A 26,654-nucleotide genomic window follows, 5' to 3' on the forward strand; every position below is an offset into this window, starting at 1 on the left:
CACCGGCTTGCCGGCGAACCCGGGTTACCCGCCCACCCGCAGGCGCGCCATGTCTCGCAGGGGCGGCGCGCCAAACAGTCGGCTGTACTCGCGGCTGAACTGGGACGGGCTTTCATAGCCGACCCGATACCCCGCCGCCGAAGCCTCCAGCCCTTCGGCCAGCATCAGGCGCCGGGCTTCTTGCAGGCGCAGCTGCTTCTGGTACTGCAACGGGCTCATGGCGGTCATGGCCTTGAAGCGGTGATGCAGGGTCGACACGCTGAGATTGACTTCCCGGGCCAGATCATCGATGCGCAACGGGTGCACGAAATTGCCGTTGAGCCACTTGATGGCCTGGTTGACCCGGTGGCCCTGACTGTTGGCGGTGGCGATCTCATACAAACGGTGGCCCTGGGGGCTGCGCAGCAGGCGATAGAGAATTTCCCGACGCACCAGCGGCGCGAGCATGGCGATGTCTTTCGGGGTGTCCAGCAGGCGGGTCAGGCGCAGCACGGCGTCCAGCATCGCCGGGTCCAGGCGCTCCACGTACAGGCCACGTCCGGTAGGCCGGGCGGGTACGCCCAGGGGGCCGGCATCGGCGATCAGCGCATTGATTTCCCCGGGGTCGATGTCCAGGCGCAGGGCCAGGATCGGCTCTTGCGGCGAAACGATCGCCACCTTGCCGCTGAGCGGCACTGAAACCGAGACCACCAGGTAATTCAGCGGGTCGTAGTTGTAGCTTTCATCGGCCAGGCGCACTTCCTTGCGGCCCTGGGCCATGATGCACAGCGCCGGTTGCGCCAGCACCGAGCCGAAGTGATGGGACGTGCTGTGGCGCGAGACGAACAGCGAGTTGATGGCGGTGGCGTAGCTGCCGTCTTCGGCGGTGTTGCGAGCAATGATCGCGGCCAGTTCCACGCGCTGGCGTTCCATCTCCGGAGCCAGGGGCGGCGGCAGGGTATCCAGTGATGACATGGGGCGCCTCGGGGTGTTTGCAGTCGGCACAGCTTAAGTTTGTGCAAGAGTCGCGGGTAGGCGAATTCTGCGTAAAACTTGCCTGATCCTGCTGCTTGCGCGCGCGATAGGCAAGGTGAGCCGATGCACGGGGGCTTCACTTGCTTGAAACACCGCTGTAACGCTTCTGTCCCATGTCGCCACCCAAGGGGATGCAGGAACAGGCTTGTCGCAGGATTGGGCAAATCAACGGCAGAAATCGACTAACGCGCGGCTGGGCCCGCCCCGTATCGTTGATTGTGTCGCAGCCCGTCCCCCGGCTGCCTCGACAACACCCTGGGAGGGTTCCAAATGTCCACGCATATTCCCGTCAGTCACATGGCTTTTGTTCGGGCCCGGGCCGGGCGCTCCACGGAGTTGGGTGCGCGCTTGAGCAGCCTGATCGAACCTTCGCGCCAGGCCAACGGTTGCCTGCACTTTGCTCTGCAGCATTCGCAGTGCGATGCCGACCTGTGGCTGGTGTCCGGCTTCTGGAGCAGCCAGCAGACAATGACCGCCTATTTCAACTCGCCGACCATGGCGATCTTCGCCGAGCTGGTTCAGGACCTGGTGGTCAACAGCCTGGACTTCCACACCTTCAGCACGGTGTCGGCGCTTGAGGCTCATGGTGAGTACGCGCAACTGCAGCGCGCGCCGGTGCACCAGCTGGCCAGTTGAAGGTTTAGAATGGCCGACTTTCCATTGGCCAGGATCAGCAACATGGCACGTAAAGAGTTTGCACACTACGAAGCAGTTTCCGCTGTGGTTCCAGGGGAGGGGGGATACAGCGCCGCCATCGCCGTCAAAGCCCTGGGCGCTTCAGGGGCTCCACGCTTTCATAAAGTCCTGGTTGAGCAGACATTCAAGACCGCTCACGAAGCCGACCAGGCTGCCGCGCAACACCTCGAACAGCTGGCCGACGTCGATCAAGACGGCGAACTGAGCTTTCACCGCCACTGAGTCGCCAAACTACCTGACCGCTCCTGGGCGGTGCATCTTGAACAGGGCCTCCGGTCCCAACTGGAAGTAGTCCGCCGGTCCGCCGCCGCGCAGAATGGGTTCTGCTGCGGCGGTATCGTAGATCCCGTCCTTGAGCAGCCACTTGGCGATATGCACGGCGACCACTTCGCCGAGGATCAGCCAGCTCGGCACCCGCTCCTTGTCCGCACGTTGCAACTGAATGATCTGGGTGACCTTGCATTCGAAGGACACCGGGCTCTGAGCAACCCGAGGCACGCTGATGATCTTCGAGGCCACGGGCGTCAACCCGGCCAGTTCGAATTCGTCGACCTCGGCGGGGACCGCGGCGCAGCTCTGGTTCATCTGTTCGGCCAGGGGCCGGGTGGCCAGGTTCCAGGCGAACTCCCCGGTGGCCTCGATGTTGTTCAGGCTGTCTTTGCGTCCGACGCTGGAGAAACCAATGATCGGCGGAATGTAGTTGAAGGCATTGAAGAAACTGTAAGGCGCCAGGTTCAGCCGGCCTTCGGCATCCTGGGAAGAAATCCAGCCAATGGGGCGCGGGCCGACGATGGCATTGAACGGGTCATGGGGCAGGCCGTGGCCCAGGGCAGGTTGGTAATAGTGGATATCGTCGGACATGGCTCAAGGTTCCTGCAGGGGTGCGAGTGAAGGGCGCCATAGTGCAGTGCGCTCTGGTCGAATTCCAGCGCCCCGGCCCCGGTTGATCCAGGTGGCGGATGATTTTCCCAGGCCAGAAAAGACTAAGCCCGGCCGAAGCCGGGCTGTGGTGTCAGGTGAGTCGATCAACTGATGGTGGCGGAACCGGTACGGTCGTAACCGTCGGCAGCGAAGGTGGCGGAACCGGTGCGGTCGTAGCCGTCTTCAGCGAAGGTGGCGGAACCGGTGCGGTCGTAGCCGTCTTCAGCGAAGGTGGCGGAACCGGTGCGGTCGTAGCCGCCTTCAGCGAAGGTGGCGGAACCGGTGCGGTCGTAACCGTCTTCAGCGAAGGTGGCGGAACCGGTGCGGTCGTAGCCGTCTTCAGCGAAGGTGGCGGAACCGGTGCGGTCGTAACCGTCGGCAGCGAAGGTGGCGGAACCGGTGCGGTCGTAACCGTCGGCAGCGAAGGTGGCGGAGCCGGTGCGGTCGTAGCCGTCTTCAGCGAAGGTGGCGGAACCGGTGCGATCGAAACCGTCAGCAGCGAAGGTGTTGGCAGCCAGTACCGACAGGGTCAGGGCGAGGATCAGTTTGCTTTTCATGGGGATGACTCCAGGTTCGTTGAGGTGTTTGCGTTGGGCTTGGAATGAATCCTACTCCGGTAAATTTGATAAAAAAGCGCAAATTAATGCTTGTTAAAATCGAATTTACCGATATGTAGACCGTCATTACTGACCACCGATGACCGCACTCAGGCCTCACTACAGATACGTGCCAAGTCGCAACTTGGATTCAGTAGCAGGCTAAGTATTCAGCATTAACTGATCATTAATTGAGCAGGCAGCGGACAAAAAAAGGATAAAAAAGCCTTCAACGGTTTTTTCATTCAGCCCCGACCTATTTTTCACTCCCGGGCGTTCAGCCTTCGCGCAGGTCTGCAACCCACGACAGGCCATCTCGAATGTGACCCTTGGAGCTCCCTTACCAATGAACAAACTTCCCCAGATCACCCTGGCCTTCTGGGTCATGAAAATCTGCGCGACGACCCTGGGTGAAACCGCAGGTGATCTGCTGTCGATGACCCTCAATGTCGGATATGCCATCAGCTCGATGATCCTGATCAGTGTGTTCCTGCTGACTCTGGTCACTCAGCTGTGGTCGAAGACCTACAACCCGGTGCTGTACTGGATCGTGATCCTGTCCACCAGCACCGCCGGAACCACCATGTCGGACTTCATGGACCGCACTCTGGGCCTGGGCTACGCCAGTGGCTCGTTGATCCTGATCGGCATTTTGCTGGCGATTTTCGCCGCCTGGCGCCTCAGTGGCGATTCGCTGAACGTCAACAAGATCCAGACCTTTCGCGGCGAGATGTTCTATTGGATGGCGATTCTGTTTTCCAACACCCTGGGCACCGCCCTCGGTGACTACCTGGCGGACGATTCTGGGCTGGGCTTTGCCGGCGGGGCGTTGCTGATCGGCTCCACCATCGCCGTGGTGGTACTGCTCAAGTACTTCACCAAGCTCTCGTCGGTGCTGCTGTTCTGGGTAGCCTTTGTCCTGACCCGGCCGTTTGGCGCGACCTTGGGCGACTTCCTCACCAAACCCCATGAAAAGGGTGGTCTGGACTTCGGCACCATCGGCTCGTCGGCGGTATTGGCGGGGATTCTGCTGGTGATGATCGTCGGCGCGTCCTGGGCTCAGAACCGCTACTCACGGCAGAACGCCGCCGAACTGTCCTGACCCACACATGAAAAAACGCCCGGGCCTTGCACCCGGGCGTTGTTTTTCTCAGTCGGTCTCGATCCGCGAATGCTTGCGAGTGTCCTTCATGGTCACGTAGACCAGCAGCGAACAGGCAATGCAGGCGGTGACGTACCAGTAGTAGCCGGTTTCCATGCCGATGCTCTTGAACCACAGGGCGATGTATTCCGCAGTGCCGCCGAAGATCGATACGGTCAGCGCGTAGGGCAGGCCCACGCCCAGGGCACGGATTTCAGTGGGGAACAGCTCGGCCTTCACCACCGCGTTGATCGAGGTGTAGCCACTGACGATGATCAGCGCCGCCATGATCAGGAAGAACGCGCCCCACCAGGTCTGGATGGTGTGCAGGGTGGTGAGGATCGGCACGGTGAACAGGGTGCCGAGGATGCCGAAGGCAATCAGGATCGGCCGCCGACCGATCTTGTCCGACAGCGCGCCGATCACCGGTTGCAGGCACATGAACAGGAACAGGGTCGCTGCAGAGATGGTGGTGGAGTCGGAAATGCTCATGCCGACGGTGTTCACCAGGTATTTCTGCATGTAGGTGGTGTAGGTGTAGAAGGCCAGGGTGCCGCCCATGGTCAGGCCGACCACGGTCATCAATTCCTTGGGATGACGCATCAGGGTGCGCATCAGGCTTTCTTTGGGCTTTTCTTTCTTCTTGGTGAAGGACTCGGTTTCTTCCATGCCGCGACGCAGGTACAGGGCCACGACCGCACACAGAGCACCGATGCCGAACGGAATCCGCCAGCCCCAGGACTGCAGTTCTTCGGTGGTCAGCACGTTCTGCAGCACGATCAGCACCGCCAGGGCGATGAGCTGGCCGGAAATCAACGTCACGTACTGGAAGCTGGAGAAAAAGCCGCGACGTTCCTTGGTCGCCATCTCGCTGAGGTAGGTGGCCGAAGTGCCGTACTCGCCGCCCACCGACAGGCCCTGCATCAGGCGCGCCAGCACCAGCAGGATCGGAGCTCCGACGCCGATGGTTTCGTAACCCGGGGTCAGGGCGATGATCAGGGAGCCGAAGCACATCAGCAGCACCGAGGCCATCAGCGCGGCTTTACGGCCTTTGCGGTCCGCGTACAGCCCCATCAGCCAGCCACCGATCGGGCGCATCAGGAAGCCCACGGCGAAGATCGCGGCGGTATTCAGCAGTTGCGCGGTGGTGTCGCCCTTGGGGAAGAAGACTTTGGCGAAGTACAGCGAGAATGCAGCGTAGACGTACCAGTCGTACCACTCGACCATGTTGCCGACGGAACCGCTGAAAATCGATTTCAGACGGCTGGCGGTGGTCTTTTCCTGGGCGGGCGCAGCCGCCGACCCAGCAGGCAGGGTATTAGAGATATCCATGACGGACCCTTCTATTCATTGTTTTTGTGGAGCGCGCGCAAGCGCAGCCTACTGGGGCTATAGCAGGAGCTGTGCCAAGGGCGAGAAGCCCGGACTAGAGGGGGTTTAACGGTGACGATGAGCGGAAATCCGCCTATGGGTGCCTGTGGGGTAGGCGGGAAATTGCCGAAGTGAGCGCGGCCCCTGGGAGGCGCGCGCAGGCGGCGCGCCTTTTGCGGGTGGGGGCGTTGGTGGGGCTGTACCTGGCTTGAGGGCCTTTTCGCCGGCAAGCCGATTCCGGCAGGCGGGGGCTATTCCTCTTTGAGGAACATTTCCCTGGTCAGGCCGTGACGCTGCATTTTTTCATTCAGGGTCCGGCGGGGCAGTTGCAGTTCGTTGAGCACCGCCTTGATCTCGCCCTTGTGGCGAGTCAGGGCGGCGCGCAGGCACTGGGCTTCGAAGGCTTCTTGCTGTGCTGCAAGGGACTGCCCGGCTTCGAGGGTTTCGGGTTCCGGTTCTCCGAGGCCCAGCACCTGACGCTCGGCGACGTTGGCCAGTTCGCGCACGTTGCCCGGCCAGTCATGGCTGAGCAGGCGGCTCAACTGCGGGCCGCTCAAGGGCGCGACGGCGCGTCCCAGGCGCTCGGCGGCGGTCTGGGCGAAGTGTTCGTAGAGTTGCGCGATATCCTCGCGGCGCTCACGCAGGGGCGGCAGGCGCAGTTCGGCGACGGTCAGGCGATAGGCCAGGTCTTCGCGAAAGCGTCCGGCCCGGGCCTCCTCCAGCAGGTCGGGCTTGGTGGCGGCGATCACCCGCAGGTCGACCTTGATGCTCTGGTTGGAGCCCAGGCGTTCGAGTTTCTGCTCCTGCAGCACCCGCAGCAGTTTTACCTGCTGGGCCAGGGGCATGCTTTCGATCTCGTCGAGAAACAGCGTGCCGCCATGGGCGTACTCCAGCTTGCCGATGCGCTTGCCCTGGGCGCCGGTGAAGGCGCCGCTCTCATGGCCGAACAGTTCGGCCTCGAACAGTTGCTCGGGGATTGCTGCACAGTTCAAGGCCACGAAGGGCTTGGCGGCCCGGGGACCAAAATCATGCAGGCAGCGGGCGATCAGCTCCTTGCCGCTGCCGGTTTCACCACGAATCAGCACATTCACGGGCAGGGCGGCCAGGTCCAGCACCTGGCGACGCAGGGTCTGCAGGGCCCGGGACACACCGAGCAAGGTAGCGTCGAGCTTGGCTCGGCTGTCAGCCTGTTGGTGCAGGCGACGGTTTTCCAGGACCAGACGGCGCTTGTCCAGGGCCCGGCGCAGGCTGCTGAGCAGGGTGTCGGGGCTGAAGGGCTTTTCCAGGAAGTCGTAGGCCCCGTCGCGCATGGCCTCGACAGCCATGGGCACGTCACCGTGACCGGTCAGCAGGATGATCGGCAGGTCGGGGTCCAGGCGCTGGACCTGGGCCAGCAGCTCCAGGCCGCTGATACCGGGCATGCGCACATCGCTGAGAATCACCCCGGGGAAGTTCTTCGGCAATTGCGCCAGGCAATCCTCGGCGCGGCTGAACAGCTGGACCTCGAAACCCGACAGGCTCAGCCATTGTTCGACGGCGGTACGGATGCTGGCCTCGTCATCCACCACGATTACCGAGTTCAGCATTGGATGTGCGCCTCCAGATCGATGGGCAGGCTGAGGGTGAACACTGCGCCCTGATCCTGGTTGGCGGCGCTCAGGCGGCCTCCCAGTTCGTGGACGATGGCGTAGGACACGGCCAGCCCCAGGCCCAGTCCATCCCCCACCGGCTTGGTGGTGAAGAACGGATCGAACACGCTCAGCAGGTGCTCCTCGGCGATGCCGCCACCGTTGTCGGCGACCCGCAGCTGCCACAGCTGGTCTTCGGCTTCGAGGCTGATTTCCAGGCGTTTGTGCGTCTTGTCCTGCATCGCATCGAGGGCGTTGCGCAGCAGATTGATCAGTACCTGCTCCAGGCGGATGGCGTCGCCGCGGACCCAGGCCGGGCGGGTCAGGTGCAGCACCACTTCGATGTCTTCGCTGCGCAGCCGGGTCTCCAGCAAGTGCAGCGACTGGTCCACCACTGCCGCCAGGTCCAGGCGTTCGCGCAGGCCGCTGGGGCTCTTGCGGGCGAAAGTCTTGAGATGGCTGGTGAGGGCGGCCATGCGGGTCAGCATGTCATCCAGCGGCCGCAGGGCCTTGTAGGCCTCATCCACCCGGCCGTGATCCAGCAGCAGCCGCAGCGTTGCAAGCTGCATGCGCTGGGCGGTCAGGGGCTGGTTGATTTCATGGGCCAGGGCCGCGGACATCTGCCCCAGGGCGGCCAGCTTGGCCGATTGCACCAGGCCTTCCTGGGCGGTGCGCAGATCTCGAGTGCGTTCCTGGACCAATTGCTCCAGCTCTTCACGGTTACGCTGACGGATCTTCCCCAGGCGCCAGCGTTGGCTGAGGAACAGCAACAGGAACACCAGGGTCAGCCAGGCACCGGCGGCCGCCAGCCCGGCATTGCGACTTTCCTCGAAAGCGCTCGCCGGTTTGCGCAACAGGTGCAGGGTCCAGCCCTCGGCAGTCAGCGGCAGGGATTCCCAGAGATAGTTGGCCACGCCCTCGGGACCCTCAACCCGCACCAGGCTGCTGTTGTCATCGAATTTTTGCAGGGCCGTGTGTTGCAGTGCCGTCAGCGGTTGCTTGTCGTACTGGCGAGTCAGCTTGATCTCCGCCAGGTCGTTTTCGGACAGCGTTTGCAACTGCCGGTAACGCCAGCCGGGCTGGTTGGCGATAAAGATGATGCCCCGGGCGTCGCTCACTAGCAGGGTGTCGTTGCCCTGGCTCCATTCATGCTCCAGTTCGGGGAATTCCAGCTTGACCACCATGGCCCCGAGGAAGTCCTCGTTGTCGGCCTTGACCGCACTGGACAGGAAATACCCCGGAATGCCGCTGGTCACCCCCACCGCGTAGAAACGTCCGCTGCCCTGGCTACGGGTCTGCTTGAAGTAGGGACGAAAGCCATAGTTGTGGCCCACATAGCTGCTGGGCAGCCGCCAGTTGCTGGCCGCCACGGCCAGGCCTTCATGGTTCAGCAGTTCCAGGGTCGAGGAGCGGGCGGCGCCGTTGATCTTTTCCAGTTTGCGGTTCAGTGCATCCTGGGTGTCTGCCGTCACTGGGCCCTGAAGCGCCGAGCGCAGTTCCGGGTCCAGAGCCAGCACCGCCGGCAGGGCGCGATAGCGTTCGATCAGGGTGTGCAGGGAGTTGGCATACAGCCCCAGCTGTTCATTGGCTCGGGCGGCATCCTCCACCAGCGTCTGGCGTTCGGCGTGGCGCATGGCCAGGCCGGCGCTGATGACGGTGCCAGCGAGAATAACCAGGATATAGAACGTCAAGCGTAGAGGGCGAGAGATCTGGGCCATGAGTCGGGGCAGGCTGCAATGGGGGCGGGAACGATAGCATGAGCGCTGGGTGGAACGTTGATCGCCGACAGTGTCGCGAAAGGGCGCGCCATAAAAAAAGCGACGGGCTGTTGTCTCAACAGCGCCGCCGCTTTGGCCAAACGGGAGAAGGGCTTACTGCACTTCTACCGCCAGGCTGTCACTGATCTTTTTCTGCCAGATGGCGGGACCTGTGATGTGGACCGACTCGCCCTTGCTGTCCACGGCGACAGTCACAGGCATGTCCTTGACCTCGAACTCGTAGATCGCTTCCATGCCCAGTTCGGCAAAGGCCAGGACCTTGGACTTCTTGATCGCCTGGGCCACCAGGTAGGCAGCGCCGCCGACGGCCATCAGGTACACGGCCTTGTTGTCCTTGATCGCGTCGATGGCGGTCGGGCCACGCTCGGACTTGCCGATCATGCCCAGGAGGCCGGTCTGCTCAAGGATCTGCCGGGTGAACTTGTCCATCCGCGTGGCGGTGGTGGGGCCGGCCGGGCCTACTACTTCGTCGCCTACCGGATCGACCGGGCCGACGTAGTAGATGAAGCGACCCTTGAGGTCTACCGGCAGGGTTTCACCCTTGTTCAGCATCTCCACCATGCGCTTGTGCGCCGCGTCGCGACCGGTGAGCATCTTGCCGTTGAGCAGCACGGTCTCGCCCGGTTTCCAGCTTTGCACGTCTTCCGGCGTCAGAGTGTCGAGGTTGACACGTCGCGCCGAAGGACCGGCTTCCCAGACGATTTCCGGGTAGGCGTCCAGTGGCGGAGCCTCCAGTTCGGCCGGGCCGGAACCGTCGAGCACGAAGTGCGCGTGACGGGTAGCGGCGCAGTTGGGGATCATGCACACCGGCAGGGAGGCGGCGTGGGTCGGGTAGTCCATGATCTTCACGTCGAGCACTGTGGTCAGGCCACCCAGGCCCTGGGCGCCGATGCCCAGCTGGTTGACCTTCTCGAACAGCTCCAGGCGCATTTCTTCAATGCGGTTGGACGGGCCGCGAGCCTTGAGCTCGTGGATGTCGATGGACTCCATCAACACTTCCTTGGCCATCACTGCAGCCTTCTCGGCGGTGCCGCCGATGCCGATGCCCAGCATGCCCGGTGGGCACCAGCCGGCACCCATGGTGGGCACGGTCTTGAGGACCCAGTCGACGATGGAGTCGGACGGGTTGAGCATGGCCATCTTCGATTTGTTCTCGGAGCCGCCGCCCTTGGCCGCCACGTCCACTTCCACGGTGTTGCCGGGAACGATGGAATAGTGGATCACTGCCGGGGTGTTGTCCTTGGTGTTTTTCCGAGCACCTGCCGGGTCGGCCAGGATGGAAGCGCGCAGGACGTTTTCCGGCAGGTTGTAGGCGCGACGCACGCCTTCGTTGATCATGTCGTCCAGGCTCATGGTGGCGCCGTCCCAGCGCACGTCCATGCCCACGCGAACGAACACGGTGACGATACCGGTGTCCTGGCAGATCGGCCGGTGGCCGGTGGCGCACATGCGCGAGTTGATCAGGATCTGTGCCATGGAGTCACGAGCGGCCGGCGATTCCTCGCGCAGGTAGGCCTCGTGCATCGCCTGGATGAAGTCCACGGGGTGGTAATAGGAAATGAACTGCAGGGCGTCGGCAACGCTCTGAATCAGGTCGTCTTGCTTGATCACGGTCATGAGTCGCGCTCCTCTAAAAGACGGGAACATTTAATAAGGTGGCTGCAGCATGGTGTATCGGTCGGTTGCAGACACCTTCTAAGGCACGCCGGACAGACAACTGGCGCGACGCTAAAAAGGCGCGGCAGTATACCGCGCCTGGGGGCCCGGCACACCCGCCAGCCAGGCAAACGAAAGTCGCCCATCGGATGGGCACTGATCTTGCGTTAATCAGCGGCGAAACCGCAGAACACGGCTTAAAATTTGGATAGTCATTTGCCGGGCGCAGCACTAAAGTGGCAACTGGCCTGCAGGGTAGGAAACTCTTTAAGCCTCCTTTCTCACGGTGAGTCAACGATTGACCCATAAAGCCATCCAGAGCTTGTTACTCAAGCGCTTCAGCATTGCTGCGGGCACCTACGGACTGATCCTGCTGCTGTTCTGGCTGGCGGTTCTTACGGGGCACTATCGCGCCTCCATCAGCAGTGCACTGATGGGCAGCGCATTGGTGCTGGCCAGTCAGGGACTGCTGTACTGGGTGTTCACCAGTGGACGTAACCTGCGCTTTGCCGACCCCAGCCTGACCGAAGTCCAGGTGGTCCTGGGCATTGCCTGGCAGACCTGGCTGATCGCCCACCTGGATCAGGCCCGGGGCGCCTTCCTGGTGTTCTATATCCTGCCGCTGCTGTTTGGCCTGTTTCATTTATCCCGCCGGGCCTATCTGCGTTGCGCGGCGCTGATCTTCTTCTGTTTTGCCGGGGTCAACCTGTGGGACGGCTATCGCTTTGTCCTCGACGATCCCCAACTGGCGGCGCTGCAAGTCTGTGTGCTGCTGGTGATGCTGGTGTGGATGTGCCTGTACGCCGCCTATGTCCAGGCGTCGCGTTCGCGCATGCGTCAGCGGCGCTTTGCCTTGCAGGCTCATCAGGACACCCTGCGGGGGATGATGCGGCAACTGGAAGACCTGGTGGCGACGGATGAATTGACCGGGCTGTTCAATCGCCGGCACTTCCTGCGTATCGCCAGCCGCGAGTTGCAGGCCATGGGTGAGGAACAGGTGCATGGGTTGGCGCTGATCGACCTGGACCATTTCAAGCGCATCAACGATCTCCACGGCCATGCGGCCGGAGATCAGGTGCTGCAGGCGTTCGCCGCAGTGGCCACGGCCTGCCTGCGGGACGGTGATGTGCTGGCCCGCTACGGCGGTGAGGAGTTCGTGGTGCTGTTGCCCGAGTGTGATGCCGAGCGCCTGACGTCCTGTTGTGAGCGTCTGCGCCTGGCCTTCATGGAGGTGCAACTGGTGGGCCTGAATGTGCGTGACCTGAGTCTGTCGGCAGGGATGACCCTGCTGCAGGCCGGCGATGATCTGGACAATGCCCTGCAACGCGCCGATCAGGCGCTGTACCGGGCCAAGCGCGACGGCCGCAATCGTTGTTCCGCCGCCTGGGAAAACCTCGATGCCTGAATTGACCGTGGGCAGCCGACGCTGGTCGGTGGCGCCCGCAAGCAACCTGCTGGATGCCTTGAATCAGGCCGGTGTGGCGGTGCCCTACAGTTGTCGCGCCGGCAGTTGTCATGCCTGCCTGGTGCATTGTGTCCGGGGCCTGCCCAGCGACAGTCGGCCGGATGCCTTAAGCGATGAACAGCGCCGTCGTGGCTGGCGTCTGGCCTGTCAGTGCCAGGTGGTGGAGGACCTGCAGGTCGAGACTTTTGATCCGCTGCGCGATGGCCTGCCGGCCCAGGTGATCGGGCTCGACTGGCTATCGCCCACGGTCCTGCGCTTGCGTCTGCAACCTGAGCGGCCATTGCGTTATCGCGCCGGCCAGCACCTGGTGCTGTGGACTGCCAGCCAGATCGCCCGGCCGTATTCCCTGGCCAGCCTGCCGGAAGAGGACCGCTTCCTGGAGTTTCATCTGGACTGTCGGCACCCGGGACAATTCAGCGATGCCGCGCGCCAGTTGCAACTGGGGGATTCGATCCGCCTGGGCGAGTTGCGCGGTGGCGCCTTGCACTACGATCCGGACTGGCAGCAACGACCGCTCTGGCTGCTGGCGTCGGGAACCGGTCTGGCGCCCTTGTTCGGGGTGCTGCGCGAAGCTCTGCGTCAGGATCACCAAGGCCCTATCCGCATCATTCACCTGGCTCATGACGCCACAGAGCATTATCTGGCCAGACCCTTGGCCGCCCTGGCGGCGAACCGTCCCCAGCTGAGTGTCGAGCTGTGGCAGGGGGCGGAGCTGACGGCGGCCCTGGCGCAACTGCGACTTGTTTCCCGGCAAACCCAGGCCTTACTCTGCGGGCACCCCGACAGTGTCGACGCCTTTGCCCGGCGCCTGTACCTGGCGGGGCTGCCGCGCAATCAACTGCTGGCCGATGTGTTCCTGCCCCGTGGTTGAGCGCTGATTTTCCCAGAGCGAGATCTTCATGACCGATGCCATCGAGCTGCAACGCGAGGGCGGGCTGCTGACCCTGCGCCTGAATCGCCCCGACAAGAAAAACGCCCTGACCCGTGCCATGTACAGCCGTCTGGCCGAAGCCCTGGCCGAGGCGGACGCCGATCCGCAAATCAATGCCGTGCTGATCTGCGGCAGCAGCGAGTGCTTTACCGCCGGCAACGACATCGCCGACTTTCTGCAACAGCCGCCCAGGGGGCTCGACAGCCCGGTGTTCCAGTTCATGCGCAACCTGCTGGAGTGCCGCAAGCCGGTGGTGGCCGCGGTGGCCGGTGCGGCCGTGGGCATTGGCACCACCTTGCTGCTGCATTGCGATCTGGTCTATGTCAGCCGTGATGCACGGCTGCGCATGCCGTTCGTCAACCTCGGGCTGTGCCCGGAGTTTGGCTCGAGCCTGATCCTGCCGCGCTTGCTGGGACAGGCCAAGGCCGCTGAGTTGTTGCTGCTCGGCGAAGGCTTCAGTGGTGAACAGGCGGCGGCCTGGGGCATTGCCACTGCGGCCCTGGGAGATGGCGCGGCAGCCCTGGCCAAAGCCAGGGAGGCGGCATTGCGTTTCAGCCAACTGGCGCCGGAGGCGGTGCAGGTGAGCAAGCGCCTGATGAAGGCTCCCTATCGTGAGCAACTGCGCCAGGTGATAGAAGAAGAGGGCGTGCAGTTCACTCAGCGTCTGCGCTCGCCAGAGGCCATCGCCGCGTTGTCGGGGTTTCTCGCCAAAGGCTGATGCCTGTCGTTAAAGGGTAGGGCGCAGATAAAAAAAAGCCCCGGGGTTTTCACCGCCGGGGCTTTTGCGTTCAGCGAGCCAGGGCTCAGACCATCGGGTCGCCAACGTGCAGGATCTTCATGCCGTTGGTACCGCCGGTGGTGTGGTAGCTGTCGCCCTTGGTGAGAATCACCCAGTCGCCTTTCTCTACTACGCCGCGCTTGAGCAACTCATCGATCGCAGCCTGGCTGACCTGCTCCGGAGGCAGGGAAGCCGGGTCGAACGGGATGGTGTAGACGCCGCGGAACATGGCTGCACGCGCCTGGGTTTCACGGTGCGGGGAGTAGGCGTAGATCGGCACCGAAGAACGGATGCGCGACATGATCAGCGGGGTGTAGCCGCTTTCGGTCAGGGCGATGATGGCCTTCACGCCAGGGAAGTGGTTGGCGGTGTACATGGCCGCCAGGGCGATGCTCTGGTCGCAGCTTTCGAACACCTTGCCCATGCGGTGGCTGGAGGTCTTGCTGGTGGGGTGCTTTTCCGCACCGACACAGATCCGCGCCATGGCCTGGACCGCTTCCAGCGGGTAGGCACCGGCGGCGCTTTCTGCCGAGAGCATGACCGCGTCGGTGTAGTCGAGCACGGCGTTGGCCACGTCGGACACTTCGGCACGGGTCGGCATCGGGTTCTGGATCATCGACTCCATCATCTGGGTCGCAACGATCACTGCCTTGTTGTGGCGGCGCGCGTGAAGAATGATTTTCTTCTGGATGCCCACCAGCTCGGCATCGCCGATTTCCACGCCCAGGTCGCCACGGGCCACCATCACGGCGTCACTGGCGTTGATCAGGCCGTCGAGGGTTTCGTCGTCGGCCACGGCTTCGGCGCGTTCGATCTTCGCCACCAGCCAGGCAGTACCACCGGATTCGTCACGCAGCTTGCGTGCGTATTCCATATCGGCAGCATCGCGAGGGAAGGACACGGCCAGGTAGTCGACTTGCATTTCGGCGGCCAGCTTGATGTCGGCCTTGTCTTTTTCGGTCAGGGCCGGAGCGGTCAGGCCACCGCCACGACGGTTGATGCCTTTGTGGTCGGACAGCGGGCCGCCGACGGTCACTACGCAGTGCAGCTCGGTAGCGGTGGCGGTTTCCACGCGCATTACCACACGGCCATCGTCCAGCAGCAGTTCGTCATCGACGCCGCAATCCTTGACCAGATCCGGGTAGTCGATGCCGACGATGTCCTGGTTGCCTTCGGTCAGCGGGTGCACGGTGGAGAAGGTGAACTTGTCACCGATCTTCAGTTCGATACGCTTGTTGGCGAATTTGGCGATGCGGATCTTCGGGCCTTGCAGGTCGCCGAGGATGGCCACGAAGCGGCCGTGCTTGGCGGCCAGGTCGCGGACCAGTTTGGCGCGAGCCTTGTGCTCGTCCGGAGTGCCGTGGGAGAAGTTCAGACGGGCAACATCCAGGCCCGCGAGAATCAACTGTTCGAGAACTTCCGGCGAGTTACTGGCCGGGCCAAGGGTGGCAACGATTTTGGTACGACGAACGGACATGCACGGACTCCTGAGTTCAAGCGCAACGAGAGGCTACTATGCTCCGAAGTTGTAGTCATTGTTCGTTTGCACTACTTATTGCTTTGTTTGTTTACCGCAACAACCTTGAAGATTTTTGCCGATGAGTCGATACACTGCACAAGACAGGAGATACCCCATGCGATTCGTACTCATTGCTGCCCTGGCCGTCAGTGTTGTCGGCTGCACCCGTTGGTCCATGAACCATCATTTGAATAACGCCTACCGCGCTTATGACCGCGGCAACTGCGAGAGCGTGATGCTCGAGTTGAGCCAGGTTGACCGTGACAGCCGTGCGCGGCGTTATATCCAGCCGGAAGTGTCGATGCTGCGCGGGCAATGCCTGGAGCGCCAGAAGTTGTTCGTGGATGCGGCGCAGACGTATCAGTTCATCATTACCCAGTACCCCAGCAGCGAATACGCCTACCGTGCTCGCGCCCGCCTGGACACCCTGCAGCAACTGGGGCATTACCCGGCAAACGGTGCAGCACAAGTTCGCCGCACAGCGTTGTAAGCGATACCGGTCAGGGGCAGTGTAATTGCCCCTCGCGCTTGAGCTAACATTTGTACAGGTTGTTCGAACACTGCCCGGTTCCTGCCTGGCGCAGTGGCGTTGAAATCCTTGTGAAGATTTTCCTCGCACCTCGAATCCGGGAGAACGAGCCTCTACTCATGGCCCGTTGCGAAGCACTAGTGCGGTCATGCTTAATGACCTTTCATAGCGATACCCAGCATGTTCACGGAACCTCGGATCGAGCGGCATCAACTGCCGTCCTACTTGAAAGTCTTCAACCGGTTTACCGACAAGCCTGTCGGTTTTCTGGGCAATATTTCCGCTGACGGGCTGATGTTGATCAGCCAGTTGCCGATGCTGATCGGTGCCGAGTTCGAGCTGCGGGTGAAAGTCCCCGGCAGTGATGGGCAGGCGCAGTTCATCGATTTCAGCGCCTGTTGCCTGTGGTGCCATGAGGACCTGACCCCTCACCAGTACGACAGCGGATTCAGCCTGCTGCGGGCGAGCGCCGAATTCGCTGAACTGGAGCAGGCCCTGCGGCACTACTTCAGTTTCCATCCGTTGCAGACATCGGCCTGAATGTCACGGCAGCCACTACAGGCTGCCGGCTTTCTTCCAGCTCAGATACCGGCTGACCAGTTCCGCTCCCAGCTCACCTGGACGGGCGTCGAGCAGGGCGATGCCGTGGGCGCTCAGGCGCTCATGGAGTTCGGCCCGGCTATTGAGGTAGTTCACCGCCGCGCTGTAGATCAGCGCCTCGGGCAAGGTCTGCACCGGGCTCTGGCGCAACTGGTCGAGAACTTCCTCACGCAGGCTGGCCACCAGTACCCGGTGCTGGCGGCTGATGCGCTTGACCGCGGTCAGCAGCTCCTGGTCGTCTTCATCCCGCAGGTTGGTGACCAGCACCACCAGCGCCCGACGCTTCTGCCGCGCCAGCAATTCACTGGCTGCAGCCTGGTAGTCGGCTGGACGCTGGCTGGTGTCCAGGTCGTAGACGCCGTTGAGCAGCACGCTCAGTTGGGCCGATCCCTTGACCGGCGCAAGGTAGCGCGAGCGTTCTCCGGCAAAACTGTAGAGGCCCACTGCGTCCCCCTGGCGCAGCGCGACATAGCTGAGCAACAGGCAAGCGTTGAGGGCATGGTCGAAATGCGCCAGCTCACTGTCCTGGCTGCGCATGCGGCGTCCGCAGTCGAGCATGAAGATGATCTGCTGGTCGCGTTCGTCCTGATATTCCCGGGCGATGGGCGTGCGCTGGCGGGCGGTGGCTTTCCAGTCGATCTGCCGCAGGCTGTCGCCTTCGCGAAACTCCCGCAACTGATTGAATTCCAGTCCCAGCCCCCGGCGTTGCAGTTGGCGCACCCCGAGTTGGCTGAGCCAGTTGTCCACTGCCAGCAACTGCGCGCCATAGAGGCGGGCGAAGTCCGGGTAGACCCGGGTGCTGTCGTGGACTTTCAACCGTCTTCTGGCAGTCCACAGGCCCAGTGGGCTGGGCAGGCTGACTTCACACTGGAAGAAGTTGAAATGTCCTCGTTGTAGCGGTCGCACGCTATACCCCACCCGGCTGACCTGGCCCGGCTCCAGGCTCACCGATTGCGGCAGGTGCTCAAAGCTCAAGCCTTGGGGCGGATGGTCGAAGAGCTGCACCTGAAGCGCTTGCTGATAAGGGTGACGGATCTCCAGTTGCACTTCGCTCCAACGTCCCAGGGGCAGGCTGCCGGGCAACTGGCGCTGTACCTCGGGCGACGCCAGGCGCGACAAGCGCAGGGCATCCAGCAGCGCCAGCAGCAACAGCGCCAGCAACAGGCCCCAGGCGATCGAGTCCAGGCGTGGCACGGCCTCGATACCCAGGGCACGCACCGCGCCCAGGAGGATGTACAGGCCGGCCAGGGTGCCCAGCCAGATTAGCAACAGACGAGTCGGCTTCATCAGTGTGGGCGGCTCACAGACGCGGTGCCGGAATCTGCTCGAGCATCTGCTTGAGCACCTGTTCCACCGATAGCCCTTCGATATCCAGTTCCGGAGCGACCCGTACCCGATGCCGCAGTACGGCCAGGGCACAGCCCTTGATGTCATCCGGAATCACGAATTCGCCGCCCCGCAGCAGGGCCCGAGCCCGGGCTCCGCGCACCAGGGCAATGGAGGCTCGCGGGCCGGCGCCGAGAGTCAGTCCGGGCCAGCTGCGGGTGGCCCGGGCCAGGCGCACGGCATAGTCGAGCACCTGTTCGTCCAGAGGCAGCTCGCTGGCGATGCGCTGCAGGGCCAGCACGTCCTTGGCCTGGAGCACGGTACGCAGGGGCTGGACATCGAGCATGTCGGCGCGGGTCGAGCGAGCCACCTGGCGAACCATGTTGAGCTCCTCCTCGGCGTCCGGGTAGTCCATCCGCAACTTGAGCATGAAACGGTCCAGTTCAGCTTCCGGCAGCGGGTAGGTGCCTTCCTGCTCGATGGGGTTCTGGGTCGCCAGGACCATGAATGGCTGGGCGATGGGCAGGGCCCGGCCTTCCAGGGTCACCTGGCGTTCCTGCATGGCTTCCAGCAGAGCGGCCTGGGTCTTGGCCGGGGCGCGGTTGATTTCGTCCGCCAACAGCAGATTGGTGAACAGCGGCCCCTTGCGCAGTTTGAACTGCTCGGTCTGCAGGTCGTACACCGCGTGGCCGGTGACATCGCTGGGCATCAGGTCCGGGGTGAACTGGATCCGTGCGAACTCACCGCCGAAGCAGCGGGCCAGGGCCCGTACCAGCAGCGTCTTGCCCAGACCAGGGACGCCTTCGAGCAGTACGTGGCCACCGGCGATCAGCGCCGTCAGCACATCATCGATCACGGCCTCCTGGCCGATCACCACCTTCTGCAGTTCCTGGCGCACCGCCTGCGCCAGCTGGCTGGCCCGTTGCCGCTGCTGGGCGACATGGACCTGGGGCTGAGGTGCCTCAGAGGAGTCAAGGGGTTCGACGGGTTGTTCGCTCATAGGGCATTCCTGAGAGTTTGCAGGTGGGCGACCTGGTGGCTGAAGTCAGCACCGGAAAGGCGCTGCCCGGACAAGGGTTGCAGGGCTTGGCGCACAGCAGCGACAGGCTGGTGGCTGAGGAGGGCGAGCACGTCCCACTGGGCTTCGGGCTCCAGCTGTTCGAAACCCGGATGACGACGTCGGGTCCGGCGCCGGATATCCAGTTGCAGGGCCTGTAGCAGTGGGCCCTGGCCGCCATGGCGCAGGATGAAGTCGGCGCTGGCGCGCAGGTGTTCACGCAGTTGACGCCGGGCCTTGGGCGCCGGTGCCAGCAACGGACCCTGGCGGCTACCGGCCTGCCATAGCCACAGGCCGATCAATAGGGCCAGGGCGACCAACGCCTGGGGGAAATAGCGCCAGAGCAATTGCCACAGGCTCGGGTGGTCAGTGTTGAACAGCAGGGTTACTGCCGTATCGGTATTGAGGTACCACAGCAGCCAGGCGTTGTCGTACAGGCCGATGGCCGGGGCTTTCCAGATGTCGGCGTCGGTCAGCACGGTGACCGAACCCTGGCCGTAGTCGAGCTGGATCATGTGGGTGGCCACGCCGCTGTTGGCCCAGGATTGGGCCAGGCTGTCCGGGTCGTCCAGGTGGAAGGCAGTGTCGAAGCCGATGTAGGCCGGGGCCTGTTCGTCTTCCAGATAGACTTTGGTCAGCTTTGGAAAGGCGTCGTTGGCTTCCTGTTCCGGCGGTTCCTCAAGGTCCTCGCTGAGCTGTTGATGGATCTGCACCCGATCCAGCAGCAGGTCACCGCTTTGTTGGGTGTCATCGTCCCACAGGGCTTCGGCGACAAAGATCAGCCGACCACCGGCACGGGCCCAATCCAGCACCTGGTCGACCTGGCGCGGGCTCATGTTCGAGCGCTCTCCCAGCAACAGCAGGCTGTTGCCGGCGGGCTTCAAGGTGGCCAGTACTTCCAGGCCGTTGGCGTGATCGACCTTGAGGCCGCGTTCGCGCATAAACATCTCGGCGGCCAGGTAGGGATTGGCCTGGGCTTCGGGAGACGGTCCGTGATCGATGAGTTCCTGATAAGGCGTGGCCTGTTGGTACAGGTAGTAGCCGGCGGCTCCCAGTACCAGGATCAGCAACAGGGCCAGGCTGCCCCATAGATAGCGTTTCATGCGGGCGCTCCTGGGCCGAACAGGCTGCGCCAGGCGTCGCACAGTTGCGGCTGCAGATCGGCGCCGGGAACCCGGTGCCCGTAGGCCATGTTCTGCCAGTGCTTGGTCAGCTCGCGGCTGAAGGCTTCCAGGGGCGGTTGCTGCAAGGCCTTGATCCGCTCCAGTACCTGGCCTTCGGTATCGGCCACGCTGAGGGGCAGATGAAAGTCTTCCAGCAGGCGACTGAGCAGTGCCCGATACAGCAGGCCCAGGGCTTCCCGGGGCTGGTTTGACCAGAGCTCCTCGGCGCGGGCGGCCACATCGGCGGGCAGGGTTTCGCTGCTGACGTCCAGACCGAACAGTTGTTGGGGTATCGCGGCGGGGCGTTTCTTGCGCGGTAGCGGACGGCGGCTGACAAAGGCACGCAGCCAATCGCGGTAGCGCCAGATCAGCCAGCCCAGGGCCCCTAGCAGCAAGCCCCAGAGGAGGATTTCCAGGCCCTTGGCGAGGCTGCCGAAGCTGTTGTTGTCGAGGTTTTCCAACAGGCTCTTGAGCCAGCCCGGCGGCTTGCCCTTGGCGTCTTTCTTCTGTGCCTGTTCTTCGCCGAAGCGGTAGCGGGTGACCGATTCCTGGTTCTTGAATGGCGGCTTTTCCAGGATGCCCTGGATGCTGTCCTTCGAGGCCTTGCTGGTCAGAGGTTGCTGCTGCAGTCGGGGCACTTCGGGGCCGGCCACGGAACTGCTGGTGGTGGCTGCCCAGAGCGATGGGCCTGGCGTCGCCAGCATCAGGCCGGCCACCAGCAGCAGCGCCGCGGTGCCTGCCAGACGCTGGCGCAGGCGGCGGAAAACCAGTTCGATGTCCCAGGCCTCGAGCTCGGTGCGGCGGTTGAGGTACAGGCTGAAGCCACAGGCCACGTAGATCGGTTCCCAGATCACCAGGACCAGGGCGTAGAAGGCGTTGGTCAGGTGTTCCAGCCAGAGCCAGTCCTGCTGAGCGGCGATGACCAGGCTCTGCCAGTTCCAGTCCAGCTCGATCTGTTGCGGCAGCAACAGGTAGAACAGCACCATCAGGCCAATCCACAAGGCGCCCTCCAGGTGCATGCCGATCAGGGTCAACCAGCGTGCGGCCCCGGTGTTGCGCTGCAGCAGGACCGCCAGGCGTTGTTGCCGGGCGTCGCCAGTCAGGCCTTCGAGTTGCACCACCGGCATGACAAAGCTGCGGCTCATGCTGAAGCGGCGCCAGGTCAGACTGGCCAGCAGTTGTGGCTTGAGCAGGCGTGGCCATTGCCTCAGCGCCTCTCCCAGGCTTGGGGTTTCCCCGAACAGGGCTTTGGAGAGGATGAACAGCGGCAAGCGTTCGAAGGCCGGTTTCAGCCACCAGAACAACAGCACTGCCAAGGATGGGGATTGCCACAGCAGCAGGCTCAGCAGGGCGAACACCGGCAGGCTGACGATGGCCCAGCTGGTCATCAGCAGGCGTCGGTGGCGCTGGCTCAGCAGTACGCCCAGGTCCATGGCTTCCCAGGGGGTGCGTGGGCGGATCGTCACGCTGGCGTCACTCAGGCGCATGGGATTCACGTCCGGCCAGGGTCAGGTACGCCGCCACCAGGCTCCACAGGACGGCGCCGACGCTGTATTTGATCCAGGCCGCGGGCCAGGTCATGGAGGACCAGTAGGCTTCGATAAAGGCCGCGATCAGCAGGAATACGATGACCCCGTAGACCAGTTGCACGCTGATCCGCGCGGCCTGCAACAGGGCTTCGCCGCGGCTCAGGCGACCGGGGGCAATCAGCGCCCAGCCCAGTTTCAGGCCGGCCGCCCCGGACAGGGCAATGGCGCTCAGTTCGAAGGCACCGTGACCGATGACGAAGGGCCAGAAGGTCTGGCCGAAGCCGATCTGGGTCAGATGGCCGGCGATGGCGCCGATCATCAGACCGTTGAAAAACAGGAAGAACACGCTACCCAGACCGAACAGCAAACCGCTGGCAAAGGTCTGAAAGGCGATGCCGATGTTATGCATGATGTAGTAGCCGAACATCACCCAGTCTTCACTGGAGGCGCGTTCGGCAGCCCGTCCCAGGCGTCCGGCGCTGGGGTCGTACATGCCCTGCATTTCCGTCACCTGTTGCTGGCTCACCAGGCTGTAGATCAGCTCGGGAAACAGGTACACCAGCAGCCCTATACCCAGCAGGCTGCCAAAGAACAGCAGGCTGGCGATCAGCACCAGGCGCCATTCCTGGCGCACCAGGCGAGGAAAGCCGGCCAGTACGAAACCCAGGATATTGGCGCTGATAGCGGTGCGTTGACGGTACAACTGCTGATGGCCGCGCAAAGCCAGTTGCTGCAGGGGGTCGATCAGGTAGCTGCTGTAGCCGCGCTCCTGAGCCAGGGCCAGGTGCTGGCACAGGCGACGGTAGTCCTGGACGAAGCTCTGGCAGTCCTCGGCTTTGGCTCGGCGGCGCTCCAACTGGTCCAGCAGATGCTCGAACTGTTGCCATTGCGCCTGGTGACGGTTTTCGAAAAGGCTTTGTTTCATGTCGTTCCCAGAAAACCGCGAGCGATGCCATTGAGTTCGGCAGTGGCCTGGGCGGTGGGTACATGCAGCGGCTGCGCGAGGATCGCCGCCAGTTCCCCGGTCCGTTCGGCCGACAGCTGACTCTGGCGTTCGGCAAACTCGAGAATCGCTCGTTGTTCATTCAGACTCAGGGCAAAAGGCGCGGAACGGGGTACGGCGGCTCGCAGTTCCGGTCGCTTGACCGACTGCTCGCGGTAGATCACCAGGGTGCCGGCGGCCAGGTCGCCGAGGCGCTTGAAGGTCGGGTGCTGCAGGCAACTGATTGCGCCGAGGAAGTAGCCGAACGGCAGCATGTCGGCAAAGCGCAACAGGTTGCGAGTCAGGGAGGCGCTCCAGCCGATGGGGGTGCCATCGTCCTGTACCACCCGTAGCCCCATCAGTTGTTTACCGGGAGAGCGACCCTGGTTCAGTACCTCGAACAGCACCATGTACCACCAGCTGATCAGGAACAGCAGGATTGAGCCGAGGCCGATACCGATCTCGCCGAAAAAGCCCAGGACAATCAACAGCAGGCCCAGCACCAGCCCGCGAATACCCAGGTCGAGGGAAAACGCCAGGGTACGGACCAGCAGTCCCGCAGGTCGCAGTGGCAGGTCGATGCCCTCGGGGGTTTCGACCTGATACCGCGTATCCAGTGGCGGGTGCAGCGATGCGTTCCTTGGCGTTGCTGTCGTCTCAAGCATGGGCAACTTGTCGGCTTGGCCTGGTAGAGAAAAATCCAGCGCCGATGCTAGCAGTGTCTGAGGGGCAAACGACATCATTAACTACGAATTCGATGCCCCGGTCTGGGTAATGCCTGGACGCGCGGCTGGCCCTGGTGGCGCTTGAGCGCCTAGACTGCGGCGGTCTTTCAGTTCAGGAACAGGCCGTGACTTCCCTCTTTTGGTACGACTACGAAACCACCGGCATCAATCCTCGCAGCGATCGCCCGTTGCAAGTGGCCGGCATTCGCACCGATCTGGCGCTCAATGAGATCGACGAGCCGGTCAACCTCTACTGCCAGCCCAGCGACGATATCCTGCCGCACCCGGTGGCCTGCATGATCACCGGCATCACCCCGAGCCGTCTGGCGGCGCAGGGCTTGAGCGAGGCGGACTTCATGACCCGGGTGCACGGGCAACTGGCGCGTCCGGGTACTTGCGGTGTCGGCTACAACACCCTGCGTTTCGACGATGAGGTGACCCGCTACAGCTTGTACCGCAACTTCTTCGATCCCTATGCCCGGGAGTGGCAAGGCGGCAACAGCCGCTGGGACCTGATCGATGTGGTGCGCACGGCCTATGCTCTGCGTCCCGAGGGTATCGTCTGGCCGCAGGAGCAGGGGCAGGGGCAGGTGACTCTCAAGCTGGAGCGCCTGACCGCCGCCAATGGTATCGACCACGGCCAGGCCCACGATGCGCTGTCCGATGTCCGTGCCACCATTGCCCTGGCGCGCCTGATTCGCGACAAGCAACCCAAGCTCTATGACTGGCTGTTTCAACTGCGCAGCAAGCAGCGGGTGATGGATCAGATCCGCCTGCTGCAGCCTCTGGTGCATATTTCCGGGCGTTTCTCTGCGGCACGGCACTATATCGGGGTGGTGCTGCCCCTGGCCTGGCATCCACGCAACCGCAATGCGCTGATCGTCTGTGATCTGCATCTGGACCCGCAGGGGCTACTGGACCTGGATGCCGAAACCTTGCGTCAGCGTTTATATACGCGGCGCGAAGATCTTCTGGACGGTGAGCTGCCAGTGCCGTTGAAACTCATCCATATCAATCGCTGCCCGGTAGTGGCGCCATTGAGTGTCCTGCGCGCGGAGGATCAACAACGGCTGCACTTGGACATGGAGCAGTACCAGCGCCGTGGGGTGCTTTTGACTGAAGCCCAGGAAGTTTGGCGGGATAAACTTTCGGTGATTTACGGCCCTGATGAGTTCGCTGCCAGTGAGGACCCGGAGCAACAGTTGTACGACGGCTTTATTGGCGATCGCGATCGGCGTTTGTGTGAGCAAGTGCGTGAGGCCGATCCGTTGCATTTGGCTCAGCAACAGTGGCCATTTGATGATGAGCGCTTACCTGAATTGCTCTTTCGCTACCGTGCCCGCAACTTTCCGGAGACATTGGATAAAACCGAGCAAGAGCGTTGGCGCGGTTTCTGTCAGCAGCGTTTGCTTGACCCGAAACTCGGCGCGCCCAATACCCTGGAAAGTTTCGCTCAGGGACTTGAGCAATCGTTGTTAAGTGCTGATCCGAAGCAGCGTCAGGTGCTGGATGAGTGGCAGGAGCATGTTCGGGCCCTGGCTGGACGTCTGGCTCTTTGAGGGAGTGCCCCGGGCCTGGAACAGGTCGCCGGGGCATAAAAAAACGCCAGCGGACTGGCGTTTTTCAGTCAGGCTGCAAGAGCCCGGGCGCTCACTGGCAAGGCTTAGCCCAGCAGGGTTGCCCAGCCTTCAACCACATCGCCGCCCCACTTGGCTTTCCACTCTTTCAGAGTCTTGTGGTTGCCGCCTTTGGTTTCGATGACTTCACCATTGTGCGGGTTTTTGTACTGTTTAACTTTACGGGCACGCTTGGTGCCGGTGGTTTTTACTGCGGCACGTGGTGCTTTAACTTTCGAGTCCGGATCCAGCAGGGCGATGATGTCGCGCAGGGACTTGGAGTACTCGCCCATCAGGCTGCGCAGTTTGCCTTCGAATTCCAGTTCGGTTTTCAGTTTGTCGTCTTGGGACAGGTTCTTCAAACGTGCTTGCAGTTCTTTAATGGCTTCTTCTGTAGCACGGTATTCGTTGATCAGGGACATGTGGACTACCTTATTGAGCGCTGAGTGGCTGGGTGACAATGTCGCAATAATAGTCAGAGAGTATGTGCAAGTAAACATAATACCGCTGTTTTATTTGTCTCTCTTAGTGTGTTTAGGCGTAAAAATCATTTCGGTATTTAATAGGTCGATGGGTTCGATTGCGCTATTCACAAATTAGTTATGCGCTATTGGCAAGTGTCGGTATCTGTCGTCGCAGTGGCAGTCGATAAGGCGTTTGAAGGTGCGTTTGCCAATCTAATCAAGGCCCGGGGCGCAATGGATACTGCAGTTTTTTCGCGTAGTGGCTAGAATGGCGACCTTTGCGAAGTTCTGGAGTTTCCCCCTCATGCGCACCTTTCGGTTGGTGATTTCTTGCCCTGACCGCGTTGGCATCGTTGCCAAAGTCAGTAACTTTCTGGCCTCCCATAACGGTTGGATCACCGAAGCGAGCCACCACTCGGACAACCTCAGTGGCTGGTTCTTCATGCGCCACGAGATTCGTGCCGATTCCCTGCCTTTTGGCCTGGAGGCTTTTCGCGAGGCATTTGCGCCGATCGCTGAAGAGTTCTCGATGGACTGGCGGATCACTGATACCGCCGAGAAGAAGCGTGTGGTGCTCATGGCCAGTCGTGAGTCCCATTGCCTGGCCGACTTGTTGCACCGCTGGCACAGCGATGAGCTGGACTGTGAGATCGTCTGTGTGATCTCCAACCACGATGACCTGCGCAGCATGGTCGAGTGGCATGGCATTCCTTATTACCACGTACCGGTCAATCCTCAGGACAAGGAGCCGGCATTCTCCGAGGTGTCGCGCCTGGTCAAGCAGCACGACGCCGAAGTGGTAGTGCTGGCGCGCTACATGCAAATCCTGCCGCCGGCGTTGTGCAGCGAATATGCGCACAAGGTGATCAACATCCACCACAGCTTCCTGCCGTCCTTCGTCGGTGCCAAGCCTTACCACCAGGCTTCTCTGCGTGGGGTGAAGCTGATTGGCGCCACCTGCCACTACGTCACCGAAGAGCTGGATGCCGGCCCGATCATCGAGCAGGACGTGGTACGAGTCAGTCACAGCGACAGCATCGAGGATATGGTGCGTTTTGGTCGTGATGTGGAGAAGATGGTCCTGGCCCGCGGCCTGCGCTACCACCTGGAAGACCGCGTGCTGGTGCACGGCAACAAGACCGTGGTGTTCTGATTGAAAAAAAACCAGG

General features: G+C 62.4%; 25 protein-coding genes. 10 read left to right on the plus strand and 15 right to left on the minus strand.

Annotation, left to right across the window (positions count from 1 at the left end):
- Positions 1 to 24 precede the first annotated feature (24 nt).
- Positions 25 to 954 carry an AraC family transcriptional regulator gene (locus FW796_RS07135; protein WP_346632476.1) on the minus strand — a complete coding sequence of 310 codons (930 nt, stop codon included), beginning with the start codon at positions 952 to 954 and terminating at the stop codon, positions 25 to 27.
- Between the two features lie 330 nt (positions 955 to 1,284).
- Here FW796_RS07135 and FW796_RS07140 point away from each other — a divergent pair, with 330 nt between their 5' ends.
- Positions 1,285 to 1,650, plus strand: a complete 366-nt coding sequence (locus FW796_RS07140) for a putative quinol monooxygenase (protein ID WP_346632475.1) — start codon at positions 1,285 to 1,287, stop codon at positions 1,648 to 1,650.
- Positions 1,651 to 1,659: 9 nt separating this feature from the next.
- Complete coding sequence (locus FW796_RS07145; RefSeq protein WP_339070115.1) at positions 1,660 to 1,932, plus strand: hypothetical protein; 273 nt, start codon at positions 1,660 to 1,662, stop codon at positions 1,930 to 1,932.
- Between the two features lie 9 nt (positions 1,933 to 1,941).
- Here the strand turns inward: FW796_RS07145 and FW796_RS07150 are convergent, their stop codons facing one another.
- Both FW796_RS07150 and FW796_RS07155 read right to left on the minus strand, forming a co-directional pair.
- Positions 1,942 to 2,571, minus strand: a complete 630-nt coding sequence (locus FW796_RS07150) for a flavin reductase family protein (RefSeq protein ID WP_346632474.1) — start codon at positions 2,569 to 2,571, stop codon at positions 1,942 to 1,944.
- Positions 2,572 to 2,735: 164 nt separating this feature from the next.
- Entirely contained in the window at positions 2,736 to 3,188 is a 453-nt protein-coding gene (locus FW796_RS07155; RefSeq protein WP_446439185.1) for a heme utilization protein, read from the minus strand.
- A 385-nt stretch (positions 3,189 to 3,573) separates the two neighbouring features.
- Here FW796_RS07155 and FW796_RS07160 point away from each other — a divergent pair, with 385 nt between their 5' ends.
- Positions 3,574 to 4,329: a COG4705 family protein gene (locus FW796_RS07160; RefSeq protein WP_404937548.1), complete on the plus strand. Its 756-nt coding sequence runs from the start codon at positions 3,574 to 3,576 to the stop codon at positions 4,327 to 4,329.
- A gap of 48 nt (positions 4,330 to 4,377) precedes the next feature.
- Here FW796_RS07160 and FW796_RS07165 read toward each other — a convergent pair whose 3' ends face one another.
- The 4 genes from FW796_RS07165 to FW796_RS07180 all read right to left on the minus strand — a co-directional run bounded on the left by FW796_RS07165 (position 4,378) and on the right by FW796_RS07180 (position 10,762).
- Entirely contained in the window at positions 4,378 to 5,700 is a 1,323-nt protein-coding gene (locus FW796_RS07165; RefSeq protein ID WP_346632471.1) for an MFS transporter, read from the minus strand.
- A 290-nt stretch (positions 5,701 to 5,990) separates the two neighbouring features.
- Positions 5,991 to 7,325, minus strand: coding sequence for a sigma-54-dependent transcriptional regulator (locus FW796_RS07170; RefSeq protein ID WP_346632470.1), 1,335 nt, complete (start codon positions 7,323 to 7,325; stop codon positions 5,991 to 5,993).
- Complete coding sequence (locus tag FW796_RS07175) at positions 7,319 to 9,085, minus strand: sensor histidine kinase (protein WP_346632469.1); 1,767 nt, start codon at positions 9,083 to 9,085, stop codon at positions 7,319 to 7,321. Before FW796_RS07175 ends, FW796_RS07170 begins: the two co-directional genes overlap by 7 nt.
- Positions 9,086 to 9,238: 153 nt before the next feature.
- Entirely contained in the window at positions 9,239 to 10,762 is a 1,524-nt protein-coding gene (locus FW796_RS07180) for a fumarate hydratase (RefSeq protein WP_346632468.1), read from the minus strand.
- A gap of 337 nt (positions 10,763 to 11,099) precedes the next feature.
- On the opposite strand from FW796_RS07180, the gene FW796_RS07185 reads away from it, so the two are divergent.
- The 3 genes from FW796_RS07185 to FW796_RS07195 are packed head-to-tail and all read left to right on the plus strand — an operon-like array spanning position 11,100 to position 13,915.
- Entirely contained in the window at positions 11,100 to 12,206 is a 1,107-nt protein-coding gene (locus FW796_RS07185) for a GGDEF domain-containing protein (protein ID WP_346632467.1), read from the plus strand.
- Positions 12,199 to 13,137 (plus strand): iron-sulfur-binding ferredoxin reductase, encoded by a 939-nt coding sequence (locus FW796_RS07190; RefSeq protein WP_446439186.1) that lies wholly within the window; start codon positions 12,199 to 12,201, stop codon positions 13,135 to 13,137. Before FW796_RS07185 ends, FW796_RS07190 begins: the two co-directional genes overlap by 8 nt.
- Before the next feature lie 28 nt (positions 13,138 to 13,165).
- Positions 13,166 to 13,915, plus strand: coding sequence for an enoyl-CoA hydratase-related protein (locus tag FW796_RS07195; RefSeq protein ID WP_346632465.1), 750 nt, complete (start codon positions 13,166 to 13,168; stop codon positions 13,913 to 13,915).
- Positions 13,916 to 14,000: 85 nt separating this feature from the next.
- On the opposite strand, the gene pyk is transcribed toward FW796_RS07195, so the two are convergent.
- Complete coding sequence (gene pyk / locus FW796_RS07200) at positions 14,001 to 15,452, minus strand: pyruvate kinase (RefSeq protein ID WP_346632464.1); 1,452 nt, start codon at positions 15,450 to 15,452, stop codon at positions 14,001 to 14,003.
- A gap of 157 nt (positions 15,453 to 15,609) precedes the next feature.
- On the opposite strand from pyk, the gene FW796_RS07205 reads away from it, so the two are divergent.
- Together FW796_RS07205 and FW796_RS07210 are read left to right on the plus strand one after the other, a co-directional pair.
- Positions 15,610 to 15,984 carry a tetratricopeptide repeat protein gene (locus FW796_RS07205; protein ID WP_123726098.1) on the plus strand — a complete coding sequence of 125 codons (375 nt, stop codon included), beginning with the start codon at positions 15,610 to 15,612 and terminating at the stop codon, positions 15,982 to 15,984.
- Positions 15,985 to 16,203: 219 nt separating this feature from the next.
- Positions 16,204 to 16,563 (plus strand): PilZ domain-containing protein, encoded by a 360-nt coding sequence (locus FW796_RS07210; protein WP_346632463.1) that lies wholly within the window; start codon positions 16,204 to 16,206, stop codon positions 16,561 to 16,563.
- A 15-nt stretch (positions 16,564 to 16,578) separates the two neighbouring features.
- On the opposite strand, the gene FW796_RS07215 is transcribed toward FW796_RS07210, so the two are convergent.
- From FW796_RS07215 to FW796_RS07240, 6 genes are read right to left on the minus strand one after another with little or no spacing between them, the layout of a single operon-like run.
- Positions 16,579 to 17,910 (minus strand): DUF58 domain-containing protein, encoded by a 1,332-nt coding sequence (locus tag FW796_RS07215; protein WP_346632462.1) that lies wholly within the window; start codon positions 17,908 to 17,910, stop codon positions 16,579 to 16,581.
- Between the two features lie 13 nt (positions 17,911 to 17,923).
- Positions 17,924 to 18,949 carry an AAA family ATPase gene (locus FW796_RS07220; RefSeq protein ID WP_404937545.1) on the minus strand — a complete coding sequence of 342 codons (1,026 nt, stop codon included), beginning with the start codon at positions 18,947 to 18,949 and terminating at the stop codon, positions 17,924 to 17,926.
- Positions 18,946 to 20,109 carry a DUF4350 domain-containing protein gene (locus FW796_RS07225; RefSeq protein WP_446439187.1) on the minus strand — a complete coding sequence of 388 codons (1,164 nt, stop codon included), beginning with the start codon at positions 20,107 to 20,109 and terminating at the stop codon, positions 18,946 to 18,948. Before FW796_RS07225 ends, FW796_RS07220 begins: the two co-directional genes overlap by 4 nt.
- Positions 20,106 to 21,656: a DUF4129 domain-containing protein gene (locus tag FW796_RS07230; RefSeq protein ID WP_446439188.1), complete on the minus strand. Its 1,551-nt coding sequence runs from the start codon at positions 21,654 to 21,656 to the stop codon at positions 20,106 to 20,108. Before FW796_RS07230 ends, FW796_RS07225 begins: the two co-directional genes overlap by 4 nt.
- Positions 21,643 to 22,623, minus strand: coding sequence for a stage II sporulation protein M (locus FW796_RS07235; RefSeq protein WP_346632458.1), 981 nt, complete (start codon positions 22,621 to 22,623; stop codon positions 21,643 to 21,645). Before FW796_RS07235 ends, FW796_RS07230 begins: the two co-directional genes overlap by 14 nt.
- Entirely contained in the window at positions 22,620 to 23,345 is a 726-nt protein-coding gene (locus FW796_RS07240; RefSeq protein ID WP_446439189.1) for an RDD family protein, read from the minus strand. Before FW796_RS07240 ends, FW796_RS07235 begins: the two co-directional genes overlap by 4 nt.
- Before the next feature lie 185 nt (positions 23,346 to 23,530).
- Here FW796_RS07240 and sbcB point away from each other — a divergent pair, with 185 nt between their 5' ends.
- Positions 23,531 to 24,964 (plus strand): exodeoxyribonuclease I, encoded by a 1,434-nt coding sequence (gene sbcB, locus FW796_RS07245; RefSeq protein WP_446439190.1) that lies wholly within the window; start codon positions 23,531 to 23,533, stop codon positions 24,962 to 24,964.
- Positions 24,965 to 25,068: 104 nt separating this feature from the next.
- Here sbcB and mvaT read toward each other — a convergent pair whose 3' ends face one another.
- A complete protein-coding gene (gene mvaT / locus FW796_RS07250; RefSeq protein ID WP_102860539.1) occupies positions 25,069 to 25,443 on the minus strand; it encodes a histone-like nucleoid-structuring protein MvaT in 375 nt (124 codons plus the stop codon).
- 346 nt (positions 25,444 to 25,789) lie between these two features.
- On the opposite strand from mvaT, the gene purU reads away from it, so the two are divergent.
- On the plus strand, positions 25,790 to 26,638 hold the full coding sequence (purU, locus tag FW796_RS07255; RefSeq protein ID WP_346632455.1) for a formyltetrahydrofolate deformylase: 849 nt from the start codon (positions 25,790 to 25,792) through the stop codon (positions 26,636 to 26,638).
- Positions 26,639 to 26,654 lie beyond the last annotated feature (16 nt).

The organism is Pseudomonas sp. 910_21 (genome assembly GCF_052850735.1).

Bases quoted from the DNA above. Each gene is read 5' to 3' on its own strand.
- FW796_RS07170 (WP_346632470.1), bottom strand. From the start codon at position 7,325: ATGCTGAACTCGGTAATCGTGGTGGATGACGAGGCCAGCATCCGTACC.
- FW796_RS07220 (WP_404937545.1), bottom strand. From the start codon at position 18,949: ATGAGCGAACAACCCGTCGAACCCCTTGACTCCTCTGAGGCACCTCAG.
- FW796_RS07210 (WP_346632463.1), top strand. From the start codon at position 16,204: ATGTTCACGGAACCTCGGATCGAGCGGCATCAACTGCCGTCCTACTTG.
- FW796_RS07140 (WP_346632475.1), top strand. From the start codon at position 1,285: ATGTCCACGCATATTCCCGTCAGTCACATGGCTTTTGTTCGGGCCCGG.
- FW796_RS07225 (WP_446439187.1), bottom strand. From the start codon at position 20,109: ATGAAACGCTATCTATGGGGCAGCCTGGCCCTGTTGCTGATCCTGGTA.
- FW796_RS07135 (WP_346632476.1), bottom strand. From the start codon at position 954: ATGTCATCACTGGATACCCTGCCGCCGCCCCTGGCTCCGGAGATGGAA.
- FW796_RS07240 (WP_446439189.1), bottom strand. From the start codon at position 23,345: ATGCTTGAGACGACAGCAACGCCAAGGAACGCATCGCTGCACCCGCCA.
- FW796_RS07230 (WP_446439188.1), bottom strand. From the start codon at position 21,656: ATGCGCCTGAGTGACGCCAGCGTGACGATCCGCCCACGCACCCCCTGG.
- FW796_RS07215 (WP_346632462.1), bottom strand. From the start codon at position 17,910: ATGAAGCCGACTCGTCTGTTGCTAATCTGGCTGGGCACCCTGGCCGGC.
- FW796_RS07165 (WP_346632471.1), bottom strand. From the start codon at position 5,700: ATGGATATCTCTAATACCCTGCCTGCTGGGTCGGCGGCTGCGCCCGCC.
- FW796_RS07180 (WP_346632468.1), bottom strand. From the start codon at position 10,762: ATGACCGTGATCAAGCAAGACGACCTGATTCAGAGCGTTGCCGACGCC.
- mvaT (WP_102860539.1), bottom strand. From the start codon at position 25,443: ATGTCCCTGATCAACGAATACCGTGCTACAGAAGAAGCCATTAAAGAA.
- FW796_RS07235 (WP_346632458.1), bottom strand. From the start codon at position 22,623: ATGAAACAAAGCCTTTTCGAAAACCGTCACCAGGCGCAATGGCAACAG.
- FW796_RS07145 (WP_339070115.1), top strand. From the start codon at position 1,660: ATGGCCGACTTTCCATTGGCCAGGATCAGCAACATGGCACGTAAAGAG.
- FW796_RS07155 (WP_446439185.1), bottom strand. From the start codon at position 3,188: ATGAAAAGCAAACTGATCCTCGCCCTGACCCTGTCGGTACTGGCTGCC.
- pyk (WP_346632464.1), bottom strand. From the start codon at position 15,452: ATGTCCGTTCGTCGTACCAAAATCGTTGCCACCCTTGGCCCGGCCAGT.
- FW796_RS07150 (WP_346632474.1), bottom strand. From the start codon at position 2,571: ATGTCCGACGATATCCACTATTACCAACCTGCCCTGGGCCACGGCCTG.
- FW796_RS07205 (WP_123726098.1), top strand. From the start codon at position 15,610: ATGCGATTCGTACTCATTGCTGCCCTGGCCGTCAGTGTTGTCGGCTGC.
- FW796_RS07190 (WP_446439186.1), top strand. From the start codon at position 12,199: ATGCCTGAATTGACCGTGGGCAGCCGACGCTGGTCGGTGGCGCCCGCA.
- FW796_RS07195 (WP_346632465.1), top strand. From the start codon at position 13,166: ATGACCGATGCCATCGAGCTGCAACGCGAGGGCGGGCTGCTGACCCTG.
- purU (WP_346632455.1), top strand. From the start codon at position 25,790: ATGCGCACCTTTCGGTTGGTGATTTCTTGCCCTGACCGCGTTGGCATC.
- FW796_RS07175 (WP_346632469.1), bottom strand. From the start codon at position 9,085: ATGGCCCAGATCTCTCGCCCTCTACGCTTGACGTTCTATATCCTGGTT.
- FW796_RS07160 (WP_404937548.1), top strand. From the start codon at position 3,574: ATGAACAAACTTCCCCAGATCACCCTGGCCTTCTGGGTCATGAAAATC.